The organism is Hahella sp. NS-SX17 (genome assembly GCF_057367735.1).
The window spans coordinates 300642-321021 of record NZ_CM170632.1 but is presented as its reverse complement, the minus strand read 5'-3'; the positions used below and the strand labels follow the sequence as shown (position 1 = coordinate 321021).

General features: G+C 54.8%; 19 protein-coding genes. 6 read left to right on the top strand and 13 right to left on the bottom strand.

Annotation, left to right across the window (positions count from 1 at the left end):
* The first annotated feature begins 10 nt into the window (after nucleotides 1-10).
* From AC2IBB_RS01530 to AC2IBB_RS01520, 3 genes are all read left to right on the top strand, one after another.
* The gene (locus AC2IBB_RS01530; RefSeq protein WP_486331159.1) at nucleotides 11-895 is read left to right on the top strand and encodes a carbohydrate ABC transporter permease; all 885 of its coding nucleotides are present in this window, start codon (nucleotides 11-13) and stop codon (nucleotides 893-895) included.
* A 70-nt stretch (nucleotides 896-965) separates the two neighbouring features.
* Complete coding sequence (locus AC2IBB_RS01525) at nucleotides 966-2117, top strand: ABC transporter ATP-binding protein (protein WP_486331158.1); 1152 nt, start codon at nucleotides 966-968, stop codon at nucleotides 2115-2117.
* 82 nt (nucleotides 2118-2199) lie between these two features.
* The gene (locus AC2IBB_RS01520) at nucleotides 2200-3018 is read left to right on the top strand and encodes a GntR family transcriptional regulator (protein WP_486331157.1); all 819 of its coding nucleotides are present in this window, start codon (nucleotides 2200-2202) and stop codon (nucleotides 3016-3018) included.
* Between the two features lie 70 nt (nucleotides 3019-3088).
* Here the strand turns inward: AC2IBB_RS01520 and AC2IBB_RS01515 are convergent, their stop codons facing one another.
* From AC2IBB_RS01515 to exbB, 3 genes are read right to left on the bottom strand one after another with little or no spacing between them, the layout of a single operon-like run.
* Nucleotides 3089-3928, bottom strand: coding sequence for an energy transducer TonB (locus tag AC2IBB_RS01515; protein WP_486331156.1), 840 nt, complete (start codon nucleotides 3926-3928; stop codon nucleotides 3089-3091).
* On the bottom strand, nucleotides 3925-4305 hold the full coding sequence (gene exbD / locus AC2IBB_RS01510) for a TonB system transport protein ExbD (RefSeq protein ID WP_486331155.1): 381 nt from the start codon (nucleotides 4303-4305) through the stop codon (nucleotides 3925-3927). Before exbD ends, AC2IBB_RS01515 begins: the two co-directional genes overlap by 4 nt.
* A gap of 7 nt (nucleotides 4306-4312) precedes the next feature.
* Entirely contained in the window at nucleotides 4313-4750 is a 438-nt protein-coding gene (gene exbB, locus AC2IBB_RS01505) for a TonB-system energizer ExbB (protein WP_486331154.1), read from the bottom strand.
* 246 nt (nucleotides 4751-4996) lie between these two features.
* Between exbB and AC2IBB_RS01500 the strand changes: the two genes are divergently transcribed.
* A complete protein-coding gene (locus AC2IBB_RS01500) occupies nucleotides 4997-5887 on the top strand; it encodes a substrate-binding periplasmic protein (RefSeq protein ID WP_486331153.1) in 891 nt (296 codons plus the stop codon).
* A 45-nt stretch (nucleotides 5888-5932) separates the two neighbouring features.
* Here AC2IBB_RS01500 and AC2IBB_RS01495 read toward each other — a convergent pair whose 3' ends face one another.
* The 6 genes from AC2IBB_RS01495 to AC2IBB_RS01470 all read right to left on the bottom strand — a co-directional run bounded on the left by AC2IBB_RS01495 (nucleotide 5933) and on the right by AC2IBB_RS01470 (nucleotide 12011).
* Nucleotides 5933-7693, bottom strand: a complete 1761-nt coding sequence (locus tag AC2IBB_RS01495) for an ABC transporter substrate-binding protein (RefSeq protein WP_486331152.1) — start codon at nucleotides 7691-7693, stop codon at nucleotides 5933-5935.
* 74 nt (nucleotides 7694-7767) lie between these two features.
* Nucleotides 7768-8040, bottom strand: coding sequence for a DUF2160 domain-containing protein (locus tag AC2IBB_RS01490; RefSeq protein ID WP_041599056.1), 273 nt, complete (start codon nucleotides 8038-8040; stop codon nucleotides 7768-7770).
* Between the two features lie 11 nt (nucleotides 8041-8051).
* Nucleotides 8052-8858, bottom strand: a complete 807-nt coding sequence (locus AC2IBB_RS01485; protein WP_085944420.1) for a carbohydrate ABC transporter permease — start codon at nucleotides 8856-8858, stop codon at nucleotides 8052-8054.
* 97 nt (nucleotides 8859-8955) lie between these two features.
* Nucleotides 8956-9825: a carbohydrate ABC transporter permease gene (locus AC2IBB_RS01480; RefSeq protein WP_486331151.1), complete on the bottom strand. Its 870-nt coding sequence runs from the start codon at nucleotides 9823-9825 to the stop codon at nucleotides 8956-8958.
* Nucleotides 9822-10919: an ABC transporter ATP-binding protein gene (locus AC2IBB_RS01475; protein ID WP_486331150.1), complete on the bottom strand. Its 1098-nt coding sequence runs from the start codon at nucleotides 10917-10919 to the stop codon at nucleotides 9822-9824. Before AC2IBB_RS01475 ends, AC2IBB_RS01480 begins: the two co-directional genes overlap by 4 nt.
* 3 nt (nucleotides 10920-10922) lie before the next feature.
* Nucleotides 10923-12011, bottom strand: a complete 1089-nt coding sequence (locus tag AC2IBB_RS01470; protein WP_486331149.1) for an ABC transporter ATP-binding protein — start codon at nucleotides 12009-12011, stop codon at nucleotides 10923-10925.
* Between the two features lie 357 nt (nucleotides 12012-12368).
* Here AC2IBB_RS01470 and AC2IBB_RS01465 point away from each other — a divergent pair, with 357 nt between their 5' ends.
* Nucleotides 12369-14315: a sigma-54-dependent Fis family transcriptional regulator gene (locus AC2IBB_RS01465; RefSeq protein WP_486331148.1), complete on the top strand. Its 1947-nt coding sequence runs from the start codon at nucleotides 12369-12371 to the stop codon at nucleotides 14313-14315.
* A gap of 31 nt (nucleotides 14316-14346) precedes the next feature.
* On the opposite strand, the gene glpK is transcribed toward AC2IBB_RS01465, so the two are convergent.
* The 4 genes from glpK to AC2IBB_RS01445 all read right to left on the bottom strand — a co-directional run bounded on the left by glpK (nucleotide 14347) and on the right by AC2IBB_RS01445 (nucleotide 19592).
* The gene (gene glpK / locus AC2IBB_RS01460) at nucleotides 14347-15852 is read right to left on the bottom strand and encodes a glycerol kinase GlpK (RefSeq protein ID WP_486331147.1); all 1506 of its coding nucleotides are present in this window, start codon (nucleotides 15850-15852) and stop codon (nucleotides 14347-14349) included.
* A 153-nt stretch (nucleotides 15853-16005) separates the two neighbouring features.
* On the bottom strand, nucleotides 16006-17535 hold the full coding sequence (glpD, locus tag AC2IBB_RS01455) for a glycerol-3-phosphate dehydrogenase (protein ID WP_486331146.1): 1530 nt from the start codon (nucleotides 17533-17535) through the stop codon (nucleotides 16006-16008).
* A 375-nt stretch (nucleotides 17536-17910) separates the two neighbouring features.
* A complete protein-coding gene (locus tag AC2IBB_RS01450; RefSeq protein ID WP_011400628.1) occupies nucleotides 17911-18687 on the bottom strand; it encodes a DeoR/GlpR family transcriptional regulator in 777 nt (258 codons plus the stop codon).
* Between the two features lie 101 nt (nucleotides 18688-18788).
* Nucleotides 18789-19592: a flagellin N-terminal helical domain-containing protein gene (locus tag AC2IBB_RS01445; protein ID WP_486331145.1), complete on the bottom strand. Its 804-nt coding sequence runs from the start codon at nucleotides 19590-19592 to the stop codon at nucleotides 18789-18791.
* Between the two features lie 333 nt (nucleotides 19593-19925).
* Here AC2IBB_RS01445 and AC2IBB_RS01440 point away from each other — a divergent pair, with 333 nt between their 5' ends.
* Nucleotides 19926-20378, top strand: coding sequence for a YaiI/YqxD family protein (locus AC2IBB_RS01440; RefSeq protein WP_486331144.1), 453 nt, complete (start codon nucleotides 19926-19928; stop codon nucleotides 20376-20378).
* The last annotated feature ends 2 nt before the right edge of the window (nucleotides 20379-20380 follow it).

Genomic DNA, 20380 nt, shown 5'->3' with positions numbered 1-20380 from the left:
GAGGCGAACTATGTTAAACAAGATGGCGCTGGCGATGCCCCGGAGCGGTATGAATAAACTGATGTTAAAGCCGGATCTCGGCAAGAAGTTGATGGTGCACGCCGTATTGCTGACTTATACGGTGATTGCGCTGTTTCCGATTCTGGTGATCCTGATCAACTCTTTTAAAACCCGTAAGGCGATCTTCAATGATCCGCTTGGACTGCCGGATGCGAGCAGCTTCACGCTGGTTGGCTTCGAGGAAGTGCTGGCGCGCTCCTCGTTCGATGTGTTCTTTTTCAACAGCCTGATCGTGACGGTGCTGTCGCTGTTCTTCGTGCTGCTGTTCGGCGCGATGGCGGCCTGGGCGCTGACCGAATACCGGTTTCGCGGCGCGCTGTTCATTGCGGCGTTATTCGCCATGGGGATTATGATTCCCATCCGTCTGGGCACGGTGAGTATTCTACAACTGATGGTGGACCTGGATCTGGTCAATACGCGCACGTCGTTAGTGCTGGTGTATATCGCCCAGGGGTTGCCGCTGGCGGTGTATATCCTGTCGGAATTTATCCGCACCATCCCCAAAGAACTGAAAGAAGCGGCCCGTTGCGACAACGTCAGCGAGTACAAGATCTTTTTCCAGATCGTGTTGCCGCTGATTCGCCCGGCGATGGCCACGGTGGCGGTATTCACCATGATTCCGATCTGGAATGACCTCTGGTTCCCTCTGATTCTGGCTCCCGGTGAGAGCACGCAGACGATTACGTTAGGCGTGCAACAGTTTATCGGGCAGTTCGTGACGGACTGGAATGCGGTGTTGTCTTCCCTGACACTGGCGATCGCGCCGGTGCTGGTTCTGTATCTGATTTTTTCACGCCAGCTGATTCGCGGCCTGACGGCGGGAGCGGTGAAATGAGCGGCGCAATCTTTATTCGTGGCCTGCGTTCCGGCGCACCGGCGGGGCTATGTCGGACAAGAGGTGAGTAATGGCTGACGTACAACTTAAACAGATTAAGAAGAGTTACGGCCAGGTCAATGTCCTGCACGGCATAGATCTGGACATCAAGCACGGTGAATTCGTGGTGCTGGTGGGCGCGTCCGGATGCGGCAAGTCCACATTGCTGCGCCTGATCGCCGGTCTGGAGGAAATCAGCGGCGGCGAGCTGCTGATCGACAAGCAAGTGGTGAATCACCAGCCGCCCGCCAAACGCGGCATCGCCATGGTGTTCCAGTCGTACGCCCTGTATCCGCACATGTCGGTGTTCAAGAATATGGCCTTCGGCCTGAAGATTTCCGGCAAAGACAAGAACTTCGTGCGGGAAAAAGTGGAGCACGCCGCCAGGATATTGCAGATCGACCACCTGTTGGACCGCCTGCCTCGGGAGTTGTCCGGGGGACAACGTCAGCGGGTCGCCATAGGGCGCGCTATTGTCCGCGATCCCAATGTGTTTTTGTTCGACGAACCGTTGTCTAACCTCGACGCCGCATTACGGGTGCAGACCCGGGTGGAGATCGGCAAGCTGCACAAGGACCTGGACGCAACCATCATTTACGTCACCCACGATCAGGTCGAAGCCATGACCCTGGGCGATAAGATCGTGGTGATGAATAAAGGCAGAGTGGAGCAATGCGGCTCGCCGCTGGAGCTGTATCGCCACCCTCGCACGCAATTTGTCGCGGGCTTTATCGGTTCGCCGAAAATGAATTTCATGAAGGGGACCGTGTCCGCCAAAACCGAAAGCGCCCTGTTTGTGAAACTGGCGGATGGCGTAGAAGTGGAAGCCCGCGTAGAAAGCGGTTCTATGGCGGTGGGCGAGGAAGTGACAGTGGGCGTGAGGCCCGAGCATTTGCAGGAAAGTCTTCAAGGCGAAGGCCGGTTAAAAGGAAAAATTAACCTGGTCGAGCATTTGGGTGAAGTCAGTTATATATACATGACATTAACGGACGGATCTGAAGTTGTCGTGCGTGGCGACGGTGAAACGGAAGTGAAGGTGGGCGATGAGATATACGCCGAGTATCAGCCGCAGAATGTTCATGTATTCAATGCGCAGGGACTGGCTTTCAAACGATTAACGGCAGCGGAAGCCGATGCGCCGGCGGCCGCCATGATTAGGCAGGCAGCCGGTGGAAATACCTGACTTTATTCAAGTTTCTGCTATGCTAGCGTCTTCTCGCAGCTCTAAAAGCAAATCTACTGCTAAGAACCTACGTCAAGACGCTATGAGCAAACCAGACAGTCTGATTACTAAAATCTTCGGCATTCCGGAGCAAATCTCGCGGCATTCCGCTCCTTTGTATCTGCAACTGCAGACCAAGATCCGCGAGGCGGTGGACGCCGGCGTATTACGCGCTGGCGATGTGGTCCCCGCGGAGCGTGAAATCGCCGCCGCCATGAAAGTTTCCCGCGTGACCGTGAGGCGCGCGATTGACGATCTGGTGGAAGAAGGCCTGCTGACCCAGCGTCAGGGCGCGGGCACTTTTGTGACTGAGCGTGTCGAGCAGCCCTTAAACTATCTCAAGAGCTTCTCCGAAATCATGCAGGAGCGCGGCAAGAAGCCAGGCTCCCGCTGGTTGGATCGCTCTGTCGGCGTGCCTCACGAAGACGAACGCGTGGCGTTGAAACTGGCGGTGGACAGTGAAGTCGTGCGTTTCCACCGTCTGCGCTTGGCGGACGATAAACCCATGGGCTTGGAAGTGGCCACTATCCCGCGGCAGTTTCTGGATAACCCGTTTGAAGTCACCGGTTCGCTGTATGAAGCGCTGGCGGAAAAGGGATTACGTCCTGTTAAGGCGCTGCAACGTCTGCGGGCCATCTCTATTGATGAAACCCGCGCCAAGCTGCTGGATATACCTGTGGACAGCGCCGTTCTCTATATCGAACGTTTAGGCTTGCTGGAAGATGGCGTTCCCATTGAATTCACGCGCTCTTACTTCCCCGGCGACGCGTATGATTTCGTCGCAGAGATTCGCAATGTGTCTCACTATGCGCCAATGGGGTTTCATAAGTCGGATGGGGTTGAGGACGACGACGAGGGTTGAGTGCGTTGCGTCAGTGACGACTGAGCGAGGGGAGGGCGATACCGCCGACTCCCCTTTGTTTTATGTGGAGTCAGTTCAACTGAAATCGGATCGGCACCGCCATTTTCCACTGATTGCGATCAAGCTCATCCGGAATGGGGTGGAATTGCGCAAGGGTGACCAGCGCCTTGACAGCGGCTTCGTCCAGACGGGAAATGCCGGAGCTGTCCCGCAGTCGCACTTCCGCGATATCGCCGCTTTTCATAATAGTAAATTCCACCGTGGTGGTGCCTTCCTGACGACGGCGCTTGGCGCTCAGCGGGTATCTCTTGTTTTTCTCCAGAGCCAATTGCAGTGCGTTGATATAAGCCTGCTCAATACTGACGATTTGCGCAGAGCTTAATTGCGGTTGCTCCGCAATGGCCGGGGCTGTGGAGAGGTCTGTGCGCGGGTCCGGCGAGGGAACGGGGTTTTCCGCCACTTCCTTGTTGGGCTCAGGATCGACTTTGGCGACCTCCTCTTTCTTCGTCGGCTGCGGTTTCTTCACCTTCTCGACGACCTTTTTCGGCTCAGGCTGTTTCTTGACCGGCTTCTTAGGCTCTTTCGGCTTTTCGATTTTGGCGACTTCCGGTTTGGACTCTGGCGGGGGCTCAGCCGGCTCGGGCGTTTCCTCCACGATTTCAGGCTCAGGCTCTTCAACGACTGGCTGCTCGACTTCCACAACCTCTTCTACTGCTTCCGGTTCGGGTTCAGCTTCTGGTTGTTTCGCCTCGACCTGCTGCTCGACGATGCGCATTTGCGACAGCACCAGGGACACCGGCGCAGCGGCGACAGGAGCCGGCGCTGGCGTTGAAACGCCGGAAATCAGCCAGGTTGCGAGCGATGCATGCAGGCACAGGGCGACGGTGATTCCGATGATATGGCGTTTCATTGGTTACGACTGGCGAGTACGGAAAAATTAGTCAGTGAATATTTCTGCAGCAGATCAGCAACCGCTACGAAGCTTTTAAAGTCCGCCTGACTGTCTACCTTGAGGGTGATCGGATTGGACTTCTCCAGGTTTTTCAGGCGACTTTCCAACTGCTCCAGAGACGCGGCTTCATCCTGGTAGTAAAACAGGTTTTCCTTATCGATAACGATATTGACCGCATGTTCCGAGGCAGGCTTGTTGGAGACGTTTTCCGCGTTTGGCAGCTCAATGGGTATCTTGCCCTGCACCACAAAGGTGGCGGTGGTCAATACGATAGCCAACAGCACGAGCATGATGTCGATAAACGGAATGACATTGATCTGATCGAACTTTTTCATCGCGGGCCTAGCTCCCCTGGCGGGTCTCTCTGTCGGCGCGCCACAGCGCCTGTGTGACTTCCACTTTGCGGGACAGCGCGTTGTAAATCATCAGGGTGGGGATCGCCACCAACAGGCCAAGGGCGGTCGCCTTCAAGGCCAACGCCAGGCCGCTCATGATAGCGCCTACTTCCACATTGCCGCTTTGGCCAATCTGATAAAAGGTCAGCAGGATGCCGGCGACGGTGCCCAACAGGCCAACGTAAGGGGCGTTGGCGCCGATGCTGGAAATGGTGGTGAGGTGCTTGGTCAGGTCAACGGTGAGCCGGTCGAAATTCTGGTAGTCCGGCAGCGACAATGTACGCATGAACAGCCAGCGTTCGACGGACAGCCATACGACAATGAAGCTCATCAGGCCCAGAATGCTGAAAATGGTGTAATCAAGGTATTCAGAAAGAAGTTCCACTACGCCTCCCTTTGCGTCCGGCGCTGAAACGCTGTTGCGATGGAGTGGATCGCCGGGCTGCAAGACTAATTTGGGGATCAAAGACGAAAAACAATAATCATACACAAATGAAAATGATTATCAATAAGTAGCTGAGTCGACGGCATTGTAATAGTGGCCTTCTGGCGGGTCCAACCAGGGCCGACGCGGGAATGGAATTTATCGACTACTATTTAATTAAATCCTCAAGGCTTTATCTGGGTAATTATGGGCGCACCATGTTGTTTTCACCGTTATAGCCGTACGCCTCGTCGCCTTGCCGGTCTGGCGTTAGCGCTGTTGTTGTCTACTACTTCCGCATCCGCCGCTTCGGTTGGGGTGTGCGATACGCTGAATGTAACCGGCAACCCTGAGTACCCCCCGTTTTTGTGGCGGGATCGCGATAACCCGGAGCAACTGACCGGGGTCGCGGTGCGGTTGCTGGAGATGGCGTTGGAGCCGGAAAATATCGCTGTTGACTCACGCTATGTCGGGCCGTGGTCGCGGGCGCAGGTGGAAGCGCAACTGGGGCGTGTGGATATGCTTACAGGAGCGTTCATCACAGAAGAGCGGCAGACCTACATGGATTACATCAAGCCGCCCATGATGATTATGCCCAACGTCATTTTTGTAAAAAAAGGCAAAGCCTTTCCAATGAACAGCTGGCTGGACCTCAAAGATCGCCATGGCGATACTCTGATCAACAACAGCTTTGGCCAAGAATTTGATGAATTCGCTGAGCGCCAATTGAACATTGAAGAAGTCCGCTCAATTGAGTTTGCGTTTGAGCGTTTATTGTTGGGGCGCACTGATTATGTGATCTATGAGCTGTATCAGGGTTACGCCATTGGCGAAGTCAGAGGCTTCAAAGGCGAGATTGAGCACCTGCCTACTCCTATCAGCTCGGAAGGTCTTTATTACACCGTGTCAAAAAAATCGCCCTGCCATAATCAGGAGCTGATCGACTTCCTCAACAAGCGGTTACATGAGCTGGTGGATAAAAAAGCGCCGGAAAGTCTGGTGGAGCGCTACATGACGCTGTGGCGCAAACAGGCCACGGCCATTGATATCTCAGAAATCTCCTCCCTCAGAATGAAAAAAAGCCGCTTCTCAAATTGAGAAGCGGCAAACTCCCAGGATTGAAACGCTGAGGGCAGGCTTCAATTACTTGCGTGCGTCCTCCCAGGACTTGATCAGAGCGTCATAGCTGACGGTCTCGCCTTTTGGCTTCTCGTTAGCCAGTTTGGCTTTCGGAGAACCAGGCTGACTCAGCCAATAGCTCGGGTCCTTCTTCTCGTTCAGCTTGGGACCGCACTCGCCCTGTACATTGGCGCGCTCAAGGCGCTGCAGTACTCGGTCTTGTGCTTCCGCCAGGCCGTCCAAGGCTTGCTGCGGAGACTTCTCGCCGTTGGCGGCCTCCGCGATAAACTGCCACCACAACTGGGCCAGCTTCGGATAGTCAGGCACGTTGGTTCCGGTCGGCGTCCATTGAGTGCGGGCCGGGCTGCGATAGAACTCAACCAGACCGCCCAGTTTCGGCGCCACAGTGGTCATTTCTTCAGACATGATGTCGGACTCACGGATAGGAGTCAGACCCACCAGCGTCTTCTTCAGAGAGACGGTTTTGGCCACGGTGAACTGCGCGTACAGCCATGCCGCCAGGCGACGATCATCCGGAGTGGACTTCAGGAAGGTCCAGGAACCGGTGTCCTGATAACCCAGCTTCATGCCGTCTTCCCAGTAAGGTCCTCTGGGTGAAGGCGCCATCCGCCACTTCGGCGTGCCATCTGCGTTGACCACGGGCAGACCTGGTTTGGTCATGTCTGCGGTAAATGCGGTGTACCAGAAGATCTGCTGAGCGACATTGCCTTGTGCTGGAACCGGACCTGCTTCGGAGAAGGTCATGCCCTGAGCTTCAGGCGGCGCATACTTACGCAGCCAGTCCACGTATTTAGTGGTGGCGTATACCGCCGCCGGGCCGTTGGTGGCGCCGCCGCGCTCTACGCTGGAGCCCACTGGACGACAGCCGTCTACGCGAATCCCCCACTCGTCAACGGGTACGCCGTTTGGCAGACCTTTATCGCCCGCGCCCGCCATGGAGAACCAGGCGTCAGTGAAACGCCAGCCCAGGGAGGGGTCTTTCTTGCCGTAATCCATGTGGCCGTAAACGCGCTGACCGTCGATGTTTTTGACCTTGTCGGTAAAGAACTCAGCGATGTCCTCATACGCCGACCAGTTCTTGGGAACCCCCAGCTCATAGCCGTAGATTTCCTTGAACTTTTTCTTCAGGTCGTCGCGCTGGAACCAGTCATAGCGGAACCAGTAAAGGTTCGCGAATTGCTGGTCCGGCAGCTGATAGATCTTGCCGTCTGGTCCAGTGGTGAAGGACAGGCCGATGAAGTCCTGCAGATCCAGCGTGGGCAGGGTCAGGTCCTTGCCGTCGCCTTCCATCATGTCGGAGATGGGCACGGCTTTACCGTAGCGGAAGTGGGTGCCGATCAAGTCGGAATCGTTGATGTAACCATCATAGATGTTGCGGCCGGACTGCATCTGAGTCTGCAGCTTCTCGACCACGTCGCCTTCCTGAATCAGGTCGTGGTTTATCTTGATGCCGGTGATTTCATAGAATGCTTTGGCGAGTACTTTGGACTCGTACTCATGGGTGGTGATGGTTTCGGAAGCAACGTTGATTTCCATACCGCGGAAACGCTTCGCCGCCTCGGTGAACCACGCCATTTCTTTCATCTGTTCTTCTTTCGACAGCGTTGAAGCGGTGAATTCGCTATCCACCCATTTCTTCGCTGCGTCACTATACTGGTCCGCCCAGCTCGCACTACTTGAGACCATCGCCACTGCCGCAGCTAAGCTGGCCAGCCGTAGCTTCATTGGTCCGGTGGGCAGTTTAACCTTATTATTTTTCTTCATGTCTACCTCTCTAATTGTTAGTTGGTTGGCTTCCATGCAAAATCCATCTGAATCCCTATGACGCAGGGGGCGGTTTACCCCCACCTCATTACAATTCCCATCCAAAGAAGGGAAATGATCGTCGCTATCCACACCGCCATGCTGGTGAAGCCCACAAAGGCCAGGTGGATATAGGCGCTGCCGAGCAAACCGATAAAGAGACGGTCGCCACGGGTGGTCAGAAGCGGCAGAAAACCTCTACGTTCAATGCTTGGTGACTTCAGCTCCCAGACCGTCATCGCAATCAGGATGAGCACGATGGTGGTGAAGAAACTCGCCGTTGGTACAGTCCACGCCATCCAGTTCATACAAAACCCCCTTATACACGACCCAGAGCAAAGCCTTTGGCGACATGGTTACGGACGAACCAGATCACCAATACGCCAGGAACAATAGTGAGAACGCCTGCGGCTGCGAGCACGCCCCAGTCGATGCCGGATGCGGAGACGGTCCGCGTCATGACGGCTGCGATGGGTTTGGCGTCCACGGATGTCAGCGTCCGCGCCAGAAGCAGCTCCACCCATGAGAACATGAAGCAGAAGAATGCTGTGACGCCAATGCCGGAACGGATCATGGGGATGAAGATTTTGATGAAGAATTTCGGAAAACTGTATCCATCAATATAGGCGGTTTCGTCGATTTCGCGAGGCACGCCGCTCATGAAACCTTCCAAAATCCACACCGCCAGCGGTACGTTGAACAAACAGTGCGCCAACGCAACGGCGAGGTGGGTGTCGAAAAGGCCGACAGAGGAATACAGCTGGAAGAAAGGCAGCAGGAATACGGCGGGCGGCGCCATCCGGTTGGAAAGCAGCCAGAAGAACATGTGTTTGTCGCCGATGAACTTGTAGCGGCTGAAGGCGTACGCCGCCGGCAGCGCGATCAACAGGCTCATGATCATGTTCAGGGACACATAGGTAATGGAGTTCACGTATCCCATGTACCAGCTTGGATCAGTGAAGATTTTGACGTAGTTGTCAAAAGTGATGTCCTGTGGAAACAGGCTCAGACCACCCAGAATTTCCGCATTGGTCTTGAGAGACATATTGAGAAGCCAGTAGATCGGCAGCAGCACGAAGGCGATGTAGGCCACCAATCCGAATTTGCTGCGACTGAACATAGACATTACCCCTTTGCTTGCTGTGGCGGAGTCCTTTGCGCCCGTGTCGGCGGCCACATTGGCCGCTAGGTTTACGTTTTGTTGACTCATTTCCAACTCCTCATTAGCGGTCGTCTCGGCTGATGTGCATGATGGTGGTGTAGAACAACCAGCAAACCAGCAGGATGATGAGGAAGTAGATCAGGGAGAAGGCTGCTGCAGGTCCCAGGTCAAACTGTCCTACCGCCATCTTGGTCAGCGACTGACTCAGGAAGGTGGTGGCGTTGCCGGGGCCGCCGCCGGTCAATACGAACGGCTCGGTGTAGATCATGAAGGAATCCATGAACCGCAGCAGTACGCCGATAATCAACACGTTGGTGAGCTTCGGCAACTGAATGAAACGGAACACCGCCCAGCGGGAAGCGCGGTCAATGCGCGCAGCCTGATAATATACTTCGGGAATGGCGCGCAAGCCGGAGTAGCACAGCAACGCCACCAGCGGCGTCCAGTGCCAGACATCCATCAGCAATACCGTCAACCATGCGTCCACAGGGTCGCCGGCGTAGTTATAGTCGATCCCCAGGGCGTTAATGCCCCAGCCGAACAGACCGATATCGGCGCGACCGAAAATCTGCCAGATGGTGCCCACCACGTTCCAGGGAATCAACAGGGGCAGGGCGATCAGGATTAAACTCAGAGAAGCGGCTTTGCCTTTGGTCGGCATCAGCAGCGCCACACCTACGCCCAATGGGATTTCAATCAGCAATACGGCGAAGGAAAACAGGAACTGACGCACCAGCGCGTCATGCAGACGAGCGTCGTTCATCATTTGTTTGAACCATTCGACGCCGACGAAATAAGCCGTGTTCTGGTCAAAAATATCCTGCACGGAATAGTTGACCACCGTCATCAAAGGAATGATGGCGGAGAAAGCTACAATCAGGAATACCGGTAATACCAGGAACCAGGCCTTATTGTTTTCTACCTTGTTCATTGATCGCCCTCCAGCAGGAATTCATCCACATAGACCTTGAGCCATTGATCCGGGAAGCTGATGAAAGCGACGCCTTGCGGCACTTTCTGGTCTTCCTGCAGGCGCGCTTTCATTTCCACGCCGCCGAGGTAGAAGGTCATGATTTTGTAGGTGCCCAGATCTTCCACAAACCTGACGTTGACCTGCATGGCTTCGTCGTTGGCTTCATCCCAGACGTGAACGAATTCGGGGCGGATGCCGAGCTTGATATTGCTGCTGCGGATCTGCTTCAGGCGCTCCAGCAGCTTCGGCCGCAGAGGCAACTCTACGCCGCCGAACGTGGCGCCCTGTTCCGTCAGCTCAACGCTGACCAGGTTCATGCCCGGGCTCCCGATAAAAAAGCCGACAAAGGTGTGGTTCGGCGCTTCGAAGAGATCGCGGGGCGTGCCGAACTGCACGATCTGGCCTTCATACATCACTGCGATTTTGTCGGCGAATGTGGACGCCTCCAACTGATCGTGGGTGACGTAAACCATGGTGATATTGAACTGCTCATGGATCTGTTTCAGCTTGCGGCGCAGTTTCCACTTCAGATGCGGGTCGATAACCGTCAGCGGTTCGTCGAACAGGATGGCGGACACATCGTCCCGCACCAGACCGCGTCCCATGGAGACTTTCTGTTTCTCGTCCGCGGTCAGCCCTTTGGCTTTCTTATCCAGTAATGGCGTCAGATCCAGAATGGACGCGATTTCATGGACTTTGCTTTTGACCTTGTGCTCTGGCGTTTTCACATTGCGCAGAGGGAACGCCAGATTATCGAACACGGTCATGGTGTCGTAGATTACCGGAAACTGGAAAACCTGGGCGATGTTGCGGGCTTCCGGCGGCAGCGTATTCACGCGTTTGCCGTCGAACAGCACGTCGCCGTCGGAAGGCGCCAGCAGTCCGGAAATGATGTTCAACAAGGTGCTCTTGCCGCAGCCGGATGGGCCTAGCAGGGCGAAAGCGCCTCCCTGTTCCCAGATATGGTCCATCCTGCGGATGGCGTAGTCTTCATCGCTTTGCGGCGCTGGCGCATAGGAGTGCGCCAACTGAGATAGTCTGATTTCTGCCATGGCTTAAACTCCAACGCGTCTTACCGGCGCTTGCACCAGATGTCCGCTCATATCGAACGCATACAGTTTATGAGTAGGGAAATAGATATTGATGCTTTCATCCACGTCGTAAGCGTGTACGCCGGACAGGTGCATCACCAGACTCATATGGTCGTTGCGGACGTGCAGGAAGGTCTCTGAACCACTGATTTCCGCCAGATCGACATTGACGGACAGCTCCAGGTCATCGTCATTCTGCGGCACCAGCCCGATGTGGGAGGCTCTGACGCCGAATTTGTAGCGCCCTGGCTTCAGTGCGCGCAAATCCTGATTCAGCGGGAAGTGAACGGTTTCGTCGAAGGTGACTTCTTCGTCGGTAACCAGGCCTTCCACCACGTTGATAGGCGGCTCGCTGAACATTTCGGCAGTGAGAATATCCTGCGGACGGTGGTAAACTTCCGCGGTCGGACCGTGTTGGAGAACACGCCCTTCATGGATAACTGTCGTTGTGCCGCCCAGAGCCAGGGCCTCGTTGGCCTCAGTGGTGGCGTAGACGGCGATGGTGTTGCGCTCTTTGAACAGTTCCCGTAATTCCTGACGCAACTCTTCACGCAGCTTGTAGTCCAGGTTCACCAGAGGCTCGTCGAATAGAACCATGGTGGCGTCCTTGACCAGGGCGCGGGCCATTGCCGTACGTTGCTGTTGACCTCCGGAAAGCGCCAGAGGCAGCCGGTCCAGGTAGGGTTCAATATGCAGCATCGACGCCGTCTCACGCACCCGCTCCTTGATTTTGGCTTCGCTCATATTGGCGAGGCGCAAAGGAGATGCGATGTTTTCAAAGACGGTCAGGTTGGGATAGTTGATGAACTGCTGGTAGACCATGGAGATATTGCGGTCTTTTACCGGCACGCCGGTAACGTCTACGCCGTTCATGAAGATTTTGCCGCTGCTGGGTTTATCCAACCCCGCCATCAAACGCATGAGGGTGGTTTTACCGGCGAGGGTGCGGCCTAGGAGTACGTTGAAGGAGCCGGGTTTCAATGTGAGGTTCACATCGTTAATCCAGGTCTCGCCGTCAACAATACGACTGACATTTCTAAGCTCAAGGGACATCTTGCTAATCCCACCTTTGTTCTTGTTTGAATATGTTCGTAAATGTTCTTTTGAACAATTTGTTTTTTTCGAGTAGGTATATATACAAACATCAGGCCAACTTTTTTGCAAATCGGCCGTTTGCCGGAGCCAAAACAAATAAGATAGGTATAACAATGAGTTGTAGAGGCGAAAGTCGCCACTGAGAATGAAAGGTAACGGTTGGGCAACAATTTTCCATTTCGAAAAGTGTTGACAACTGTTCACACTTAACAACAATGTCTGAACAGGTTGACTGTTTTGTGAACAGTTGAACACTGTCCTGAACACCGATTTGAACACTCATGTGAGCTCACCATTCAGAGAGACGAGGGTCCTATGGACTCAGATGAAAATAAAAAAACATCAGTCTTCGCCGCTGAGGGGATGACGCGTAGTCATAAGGAATTGATCGAAGATTCCTGGCGCCGTTGTAAGGAATACGGGCTGACTCACAATAGCGTCCCCCAGTATGGCGTGTTGGGAAGAGGGGGCGTATCCGCGCTGCTGGAAGAGCACCAGTTACTGGTGAACACCACACAGAAAGAGGTGTTGCCTTATTACGACCATATTCTGTCCAACTCCAACTGTCTCATCGTGTTGGCGGATCGCCGTGGCCATGTATTGAATACCTGGGGCGAACAACGCTTCACGCCCTTGGAGTGCGCCCATGGTCTGGTGGTGGGCAACCGCTGGACGGAAATGGGGGCGGGAACTAACGCGATCGGTACGGCCATCGCAACCGGCGCCGCCGTACAAGTGGGCAGGGATGAACATTTCCTGCGCGCCAATCGTTTCATGGTTGGCTCCGCAGCGCCGATATTCAACACGCAGAAGGAAATGGTGGGCGTGTTGGACATTTCCTCTGACGCCTATCTGCCTCAGGACCATACGCTGGGGATGGTCAAGCTGATGACGTTGAGCGTGGAGAATCGGCTAATCCATAACGCTTTCCAACGCGAAAACCTGCTGATCACCTTCAATACGAATATTGCGGCGCTGGAAAGTCCCTGGTCGGGATTGGTGGTGATCGATGAGGAAGGACGCATCATTTCCGCCAATCGTCGCGCGGAAGTGATGCTGGCCCATGATCTGGCGCTGGCCAATATCGAAGACATCTTCAATTGCAAGCTGAGGGAACTGCGGCACCATCCAGAGGGAATGCCGATGGAGGTATCCGCATTGGGCAAGTATCGCATGCACTTGATGATTAAACGTCCTCCCCAGGCGGCGATTATCGCTCCGGATTATCGAAAGAAAGAAAAGCCTGCGCCGGTAATCGTGGAGGAAGAACTGCCGGACGACGTGATTCCCTTCCAGGAACTGGAGCACGGCGATGATCGGGTGGCGCGCATGGCGAAACAGGCCAACCGCATCATGGAAAAAGACATTCCCATTCTGATCCATGGCGAGACCGGCAGCGGTAAAGAGATATTCGTTCGCTCCCTGCATTACCACAGCTCCCGCAAGGCCTTTCCGCTGGTAGCGGTGAACTGTGCGGCGATTCCGGCGGAGCTGGTGGAATCGGAGCTGTTTGGCTATGAGAAAGGCGCATTCACCGGCGCCAGCAACAAAGGCTCCATCGGCCTGATCCGCAAAGCGCACCGGGGCACCTTGTTCTTGGACGAAATCGGCGAAATGCCATTGAAAGTGCAGGCGCGCCTGTTGCGGGTGCTGCAGGAGCGCTGTGTGACGCCGTTGGGCTCTACGGAAACCTTCCCGGTGGATATCAAGCTGATTTCCGCCACCAACCGAGTGTTGAAGGAGGAGGTCAAACGAGGCGAGTTCCGCGAAGACCTGTACTATCGCATTTCCGGTCTTAACCTTGAGCTGCCGCCATTACGGGAGCGCGCAGATAAAGCCAAGCTGATTGAATATGTGCACGCCAGACTGACTCGCAGCGCGGGGGAAGCCTATCATCCTTTGAGCCTTGAAGTGCTCAATATGCTGGTGGACCATCCCTGGCCTGGCAATGTGCGTCAGCTGATCAGCATGCTGAGCGTCGCTCTCGCTATGGCGGATGGCGATCCCATAGAAGACTGGCACATTCCTGATGATTTTTATGATGATCTGAATGGGTTGGGCTTGGCGGAGCATAATAGCGATGGGTTGAGCGAGGGAGCGGACTGCGCCGACCATCACAACGAAGGTCCTGTATTGCGTAATCCGAAAGAGGAGCTGGAAGCGAAAATCGTAAGGTTATATAGAGAATACGGCGGCAACGTCAGCCAGACCGCTAAGGCGGCGGGCGTCAGTCGCAACACCGTATACAAATACATCCGCTAGGCGCGCGCCCGGCGGATGCTTTCTTGGAGAGTTATTTCTTGTGCGCGGCCTTCGCCATATTGCGCACGCCTTCCACTGAGTTGAGCCAGCCTTTGTAGAGACGATCCGCCACGGTTTCTTCCATGCTGGGCGGGAAGGTTTTTTCACATTGCCAGAGTTCCTGTACTTCTTCCAATGAAGAGTAAACGCCTGCTTTCAGGCCCGCCAGAAAGGCGGCGCCTAATGCGGTGGTTTCAGTGACGAAGGGGCGATCCACGCGCACATCCAGAATGTCCGCAAGGAACTGCATGGCCCAATCATTGACGACCATGCCGCCGTCCACGCGCAGCGCCGCCAGGCTTTCTACGCCATCCGACTTCATCGCTTCAAGCAAATCACGAGTCTGATAGGCGACGGACTGTAGGCCTGCCGTGACAATCTCGGCGATGCCGGTATCCCGGGTCAGGCCGACGATGGCGCCGCGGGCATTAGGCTCCCAATAAGGCGCTCCCAAACCGGTAAAGGCGGGAACCAGATATACCGAGTGGTCAGGACCGACTTGCTCCGCATGCCCCAGACTTTCACCAGCGCTTTTCAATAGACTGATGCCATCGCGCAGCCACTGCATGGTGGCGCCCGCCATAAAGATACTGCCTTCAATGGCGTAGGTGGGTTTTCCGTTAAGCCGATAACCAACCGTGGTGAGTAGCTTATTATTCGATTCCAGCGGATCATCGCCAGTGTTCATGATCATGAAGCAACCGGTGCCGTAAGTGCTCTTGCACATGCCCGGCGCGAAACACGCTTGCCCGAACAACGCCGCCTGCTGGTCGCCGGCGACGCCGGTGATGGGGATTTCCGATCCCAGGAAGCGGTGCTCGGTCACGCCGAAATCGTCGGAACTGTCTTTCACAACCGGCAGCATATTGCTGGGCACGTTCAACATATCCAGCAGCTCTTCATCCCATTGCTGGCTGTGAATATTGAATAGAAGCGTACGGGAAGCATTGGTGGCGTCTGTGGCGTGCACCGCCCCCCCGGTCATTTTCCAGATAAGGAAACTGTCCACCGTGCCAAATAGAAGATCGCCGCGTTCGGCCTTCTCCCGCGCACCTTCCACATTGTCGAGAATCCAGCGGATCTTGGTGCCGGAAAAATAGGGATCAAGCAACAGGCCAGTTTTCTCACGCACCATAGATTCGCGGCCGTTTTCATACAGCTCAGCGCAGAAAGCGGAAGTGCGGCGGTCCTGCCAGACAATGGCGTTATAGATGGGTTCGCCGGTATGACGGTCCCACACCACGGTGGTTTCCCGCTGGTTGGTGATGCCGATGCAGGTGATGTCGCGGCCGGAGATGCCGGCCTCTTTCATAACGGCGCTACAAACGCGTTTGACGGTGTCCCATAAATCATGGGGGTTGTGCTCTACCCAGCCGTCATTGGGAAAATGCTGGGCGAACTCCTGTTGCACGCTGAATGCGGGCAGGCCTTCACGGGTAAACAGAATGGCGCGGCTGCTTGTCGTGCCTTGATCGATTGCTAATATGTACTTGCTCACAGTCGTCGTTCTCATGTTTGGCCACGGCGACGCAAGCCAGTCTGGAAACTAACATCCGGCCGCCACGGTCTGCTTATTATTGTTCAATACCCTTTCGGTCGCTTGCGTTACTTTCCGTCAGTTCCGTTTATCCGCTCTGTTTTGACCTCCCGCTCATGCGCTCGCTTGCATGGGCTGATAAGGCTCAGCGGCCCGAGGGTGTTTACCCGCGAGATACTCCGCCAGAGCGGCCTGTTGGTTTTCATTGAGGAACAGACCCATCTTGGTGCGGCGCCACAGGATATCGTCAGCGTTCATCGCAAACTCATACTCTAGCAGATAGTCCACCTCTTTTTGGAAAAAGCCTTCTCCGAACTTCTGACCCATATCCGCTTCCGATTGCGCGTCTTTCAGGAACAGCTCACAGCGGCTGCCATAAGTCGTGGCGAAGCGTTTTGCGGTGCGGGCGGTCAGGAACGGATAGCGACTCTGTAGCCCCTGGCTGTAATTGACCACTGTGCCAGGCAGGTCGCCGCCCGGCAGTACACTGTCTGCAGTCCAGGGCGCGCCCATTTGTGGGTAAAACGGCTTGAGCGTTCTCAGCGCTGATTCCGCCAGCTTTCGATAAGTGGTCAGCTTGCCGCCGAAGATGGAGAGCAGCGGCAGTTCGCCTTCGGTTTCCAGCTCGACTGTGTAATCACGGGTGATCGCCTGGGCGGAATCGGACTCGTCATCGCATAGGGGGCGTACGCCGGCATAGGTCCAGACGACGTCAGCGGGTGAAATCTGCTTCTTGAAGTGAGCGTTCACTACGTCGCAGAGATAGTCTATTTCTTCACTCGAGATGGCGACGGTTTCCGGCGCGTCTTTGTGTTCGACATCCGTGGTGCCGACGATGGAGAACTCATCCAGATAGGGAATCACGAACACGATGCGCCCGTCTTCGTTTTGCAGAATGTAGGCTTCATCTTCGTCATGTAGTTTTGGCACGACCATGTGGCTGCCTTTAATCAGGCGAATTCCGCGTGGGCTGCTGCGATGCATTTCTTTGGTCAGCAGAGTCTTAACCCAGGGACCGGCGGCGTTTACCAAACCTTTGGCCTTCAGGGTGTATTCTTCGCCAGTGACTTCATTACGCAATTGAACATGCCACAGGCCTTTTTCCTGAGATACGCCTACACACTTGGTCTGCACGAAAACATCTCCACCCAGTGAGCGGAACTGCATGGCGTTCAACACCACCAGACGGGCGTCGTCCACCCAGCAGTCGGAGTATTCGAAGCCTTTGGTGATTTCCTGCTTCAAAGCTGCGCTGGGTTGATTAAAACGAATGAATTTGCTGCCGGGAAGAATGTCGCGCTTGCCCAGCATGTCATACAGAAAAAGTCCGATTCGAATCATCCAGGCGGGACGCAGATGCGGGCGATGGGGAAGGCGAAAACGCATAGGCTTCACGATATGGGGGGCCTTGCGATAGACCGTCTCGCGCTCGTTCAGCGCTTCTTTCACCAATCTGAACTCATAATGCTCCAGATAGCGCAGGCCGCCATGAATCAATTTGCTGCTGGCGGAAGAGGTGGCCCATGCGAGATCGCGCATTTCCACCAAGGCGGTTTGCAATCCGCGGCCCTGGGCGTCTACGGCGACGCCGACGCCATTGATGCCTCCGCCGATTACGAGAAGATCGTAAACTTTCTCATTCATTATTCGGAACCTTTCCATGCGGTTAAAAATTGACTAAAGTTTAAACGAAAGAAAAAGGAAAATAAAAGGAAAATTTGCGAATTATTTTGTGACAGTTTCTAAATATTCTCTGCTTTATTGGGCGGCATGGCGAAGGTAAATGAAAATAAATTATTAAATTCAGCAAGTTAACTTTAGTGTGAAAAATAGGCTTCCGATTGCCTAAAGGAAGAGAGAACAAAACGTCAGGCCAATAGTTGGAAGCGGATCAATTGCTCTGTAGCGGCTAAAAAGGCGCGATGGGGAGAGAAAAGAAAAAAAACGAAGATAAAATCGTGAGCGGTAAGACCTGCGATGGCGAGAGGGCGTTCCCTGGCCCGTTCTCAGAAGGTGGCGTTACGGCGTACAGATATGCAAACGTACGTCGTGGTTCTTCATCATGGTCTCTATTTCTTCACTGGGGCGTTGATCGGTGAAGAACATATTGGCCTGGGTGATGCTGCCAAGGCGCACCATGGCTCTGCGACCGAACTTGGAATGGTCCGCCGCCAGAAACACATGTCGGCTTTGTTGAATGATCGCCTGGGCGACGCGAACTTCGCGGTAGTCGTAATCCAGCAGCGCGCCGTCTTCGTCAATGGCGCTGATGCCGATAATGCCAAAGTCCAGGCGAAACTGCTGAACGAAGTCCATGGTGGCCTCACCCACAATACCGCCGTCCCGCGCTCGAACCTCGCCTGAGGTGACAATCACGCGAAAATCTTCTTTTTGGCTCATCATGCTGGCGACATGCAGATTGTTAGTCACTACCTGTAAGCCCTTGTGGTTCATCAGGGCTCTGGCGATGGTTTCGGTGGTGGTGCCGATGTTGATGAACATGCTGCTGTGATCAGGCACATGCAGCGCAATTTCACGGGCGATGGCTTCCTTTTCTTCCAGATTGCGGATCTGGCGGTCCTGGTAGGACAGGTTTTCCGTGGACGTGATGGAGGTGGCGCCGCCGTGAAAGCGTTGGATCAGGTTGTAATCCGCCAGCAGATTAAGGTCCCGTCGTAAGGTTTGTGGTGTAACGTCGAAGGCCTCCACCAGTTCGTCAATGGTGGCGACGCCGTTCTTTTCGATGAGCTTGAGAATCGCGGTTTGCCGCGCATTTAAAGGCTTGTCAGCGGACATGTTCGTTTTATTTTCGTGCGCAAATGATAAAACGAAATGTTAGTAGAAAATTACCTGGGGTGAAACCAGTAATAGTACTTCCCTCGACAAAGCTGTATTTCTCAGCCGGACAATAGGGTAAGCACGAATCTGGCTTGAGCGTTGGCCTGAGCTCGGATGGCGACCTGCGCTTGTGTGAGTATTTTTTGTGTGGCCAGATTGGCGCTTTCTGTGGCGATATCCGAATCCGCAATGCGGCTGCGCGCCTCGGATGCATTGAGGCGAGCGGTTTCCAGCTCACGTATGCCTGCCTCGAAACGGTTTGACAGGGCGCCGAATTGCGCCGCCCGATCAACCGTCGCCTGCAGGCTGTCGTCAATGACGGATACTGCGCTGATGGCGCCCTGTTGGCTGGAGATATCCAAGCTGTCCAAACCGAAATTGCTCAACTCCTGTACTAGATTGCGGCCCTCTAAAACGATCTGTTCCCCGCCCTCGGCGCCAGCCTGAAAACGGTGCTCCTCATTCGAATCGAACAGATTGACGCCGTTAAAGCTGGACTGCTTCATCAATTGTCGGGTGCTTTCCAGAATTTGCGCGGCTTCCTGTTGCAAGGCGGCGCGGTCGCTGTCGTTGTATACCCCGTTGCTGGCCTGAAGAGCGAGTTGGCGGATGCGCTGTAGATTTTCGGTAACCTGGCCCAGTGACCCCTGTGCTGTCTGGGATAGGGAAATGCCGTCTCCGGCGTTGCGAATAGCGGATGAAAAGCCATTGATGCGACTGCTGATGCGGGTGGCGATGGACAGACCGGCGGGGTCGTCAGCCGCGCTGTTAATACGCGAGCCGGAACTGATGCGGGCGAAGCTCCGCTGAATTTGCGTGTCGCTCGGGGAGGGAAGTGTAGGACCATTGATGGAAACTGCCATGAAGTACCTCTATAAACCCCAGCATCAGGCCATTTTAGATCAATAAATAATCAATTGCGACACTCTTATGTTGCTATTAACATGGTGATGATTATTGGCATGTTAATAGTCAGGCGCATGGATGCGCCTGCGCGGCGGCTAGCGGCGGGAGACAGGGGCTGACCCGTACAGGCCCTGTTGTTGTAGACACTGTCTTTGCAGGCAAATAGAAGGAAGCTATTTGTCTGCCTGATTAATAGGCGCGCCGCCTCTTCAACGCGCAGCTTTCTTTTCCGTTTCCGAGCGTCATCGCTTAGACTTTGGGTTTTAACGTTTTATTGAAGAGAAATAATCATGCGTATATGGGTAGACGCTGATGCATGCCCGAACGTCATCAAAGAGATTCTGTTCCGGGCGGCGGAAAGGGTGAAGACACCCTTGATTCTGGTGGCTAATCAGCCGCTTAAGACGCCGCCGTCGCAATATATCCGCAGTTTGCAGGTGGCGCCGGGATTTGACGTGGCGGATAACCATATTGTGCAGCATGTCGAGCAGGGCGAATTAGTGATCACCGCCGACATCCCCCTGGCGGCGGAAGTCATAGACAAAGGGGCCCATGCGCTGAATCCCAGGGGGGAATTCTACAGCAAGGAAAACATTCGGCAGCGACTGATGATGCGCGACTTCATGGAAACCATGCGCAGCAGTGGCGAGCACACCGGCGGCCCCGCGGCGTTCAACCACGGCGACCGCATGGAGTTCGCCAATCAGCTGGATCGTTTTTTGGCGAAAGCAAGCAAGCCCTGACT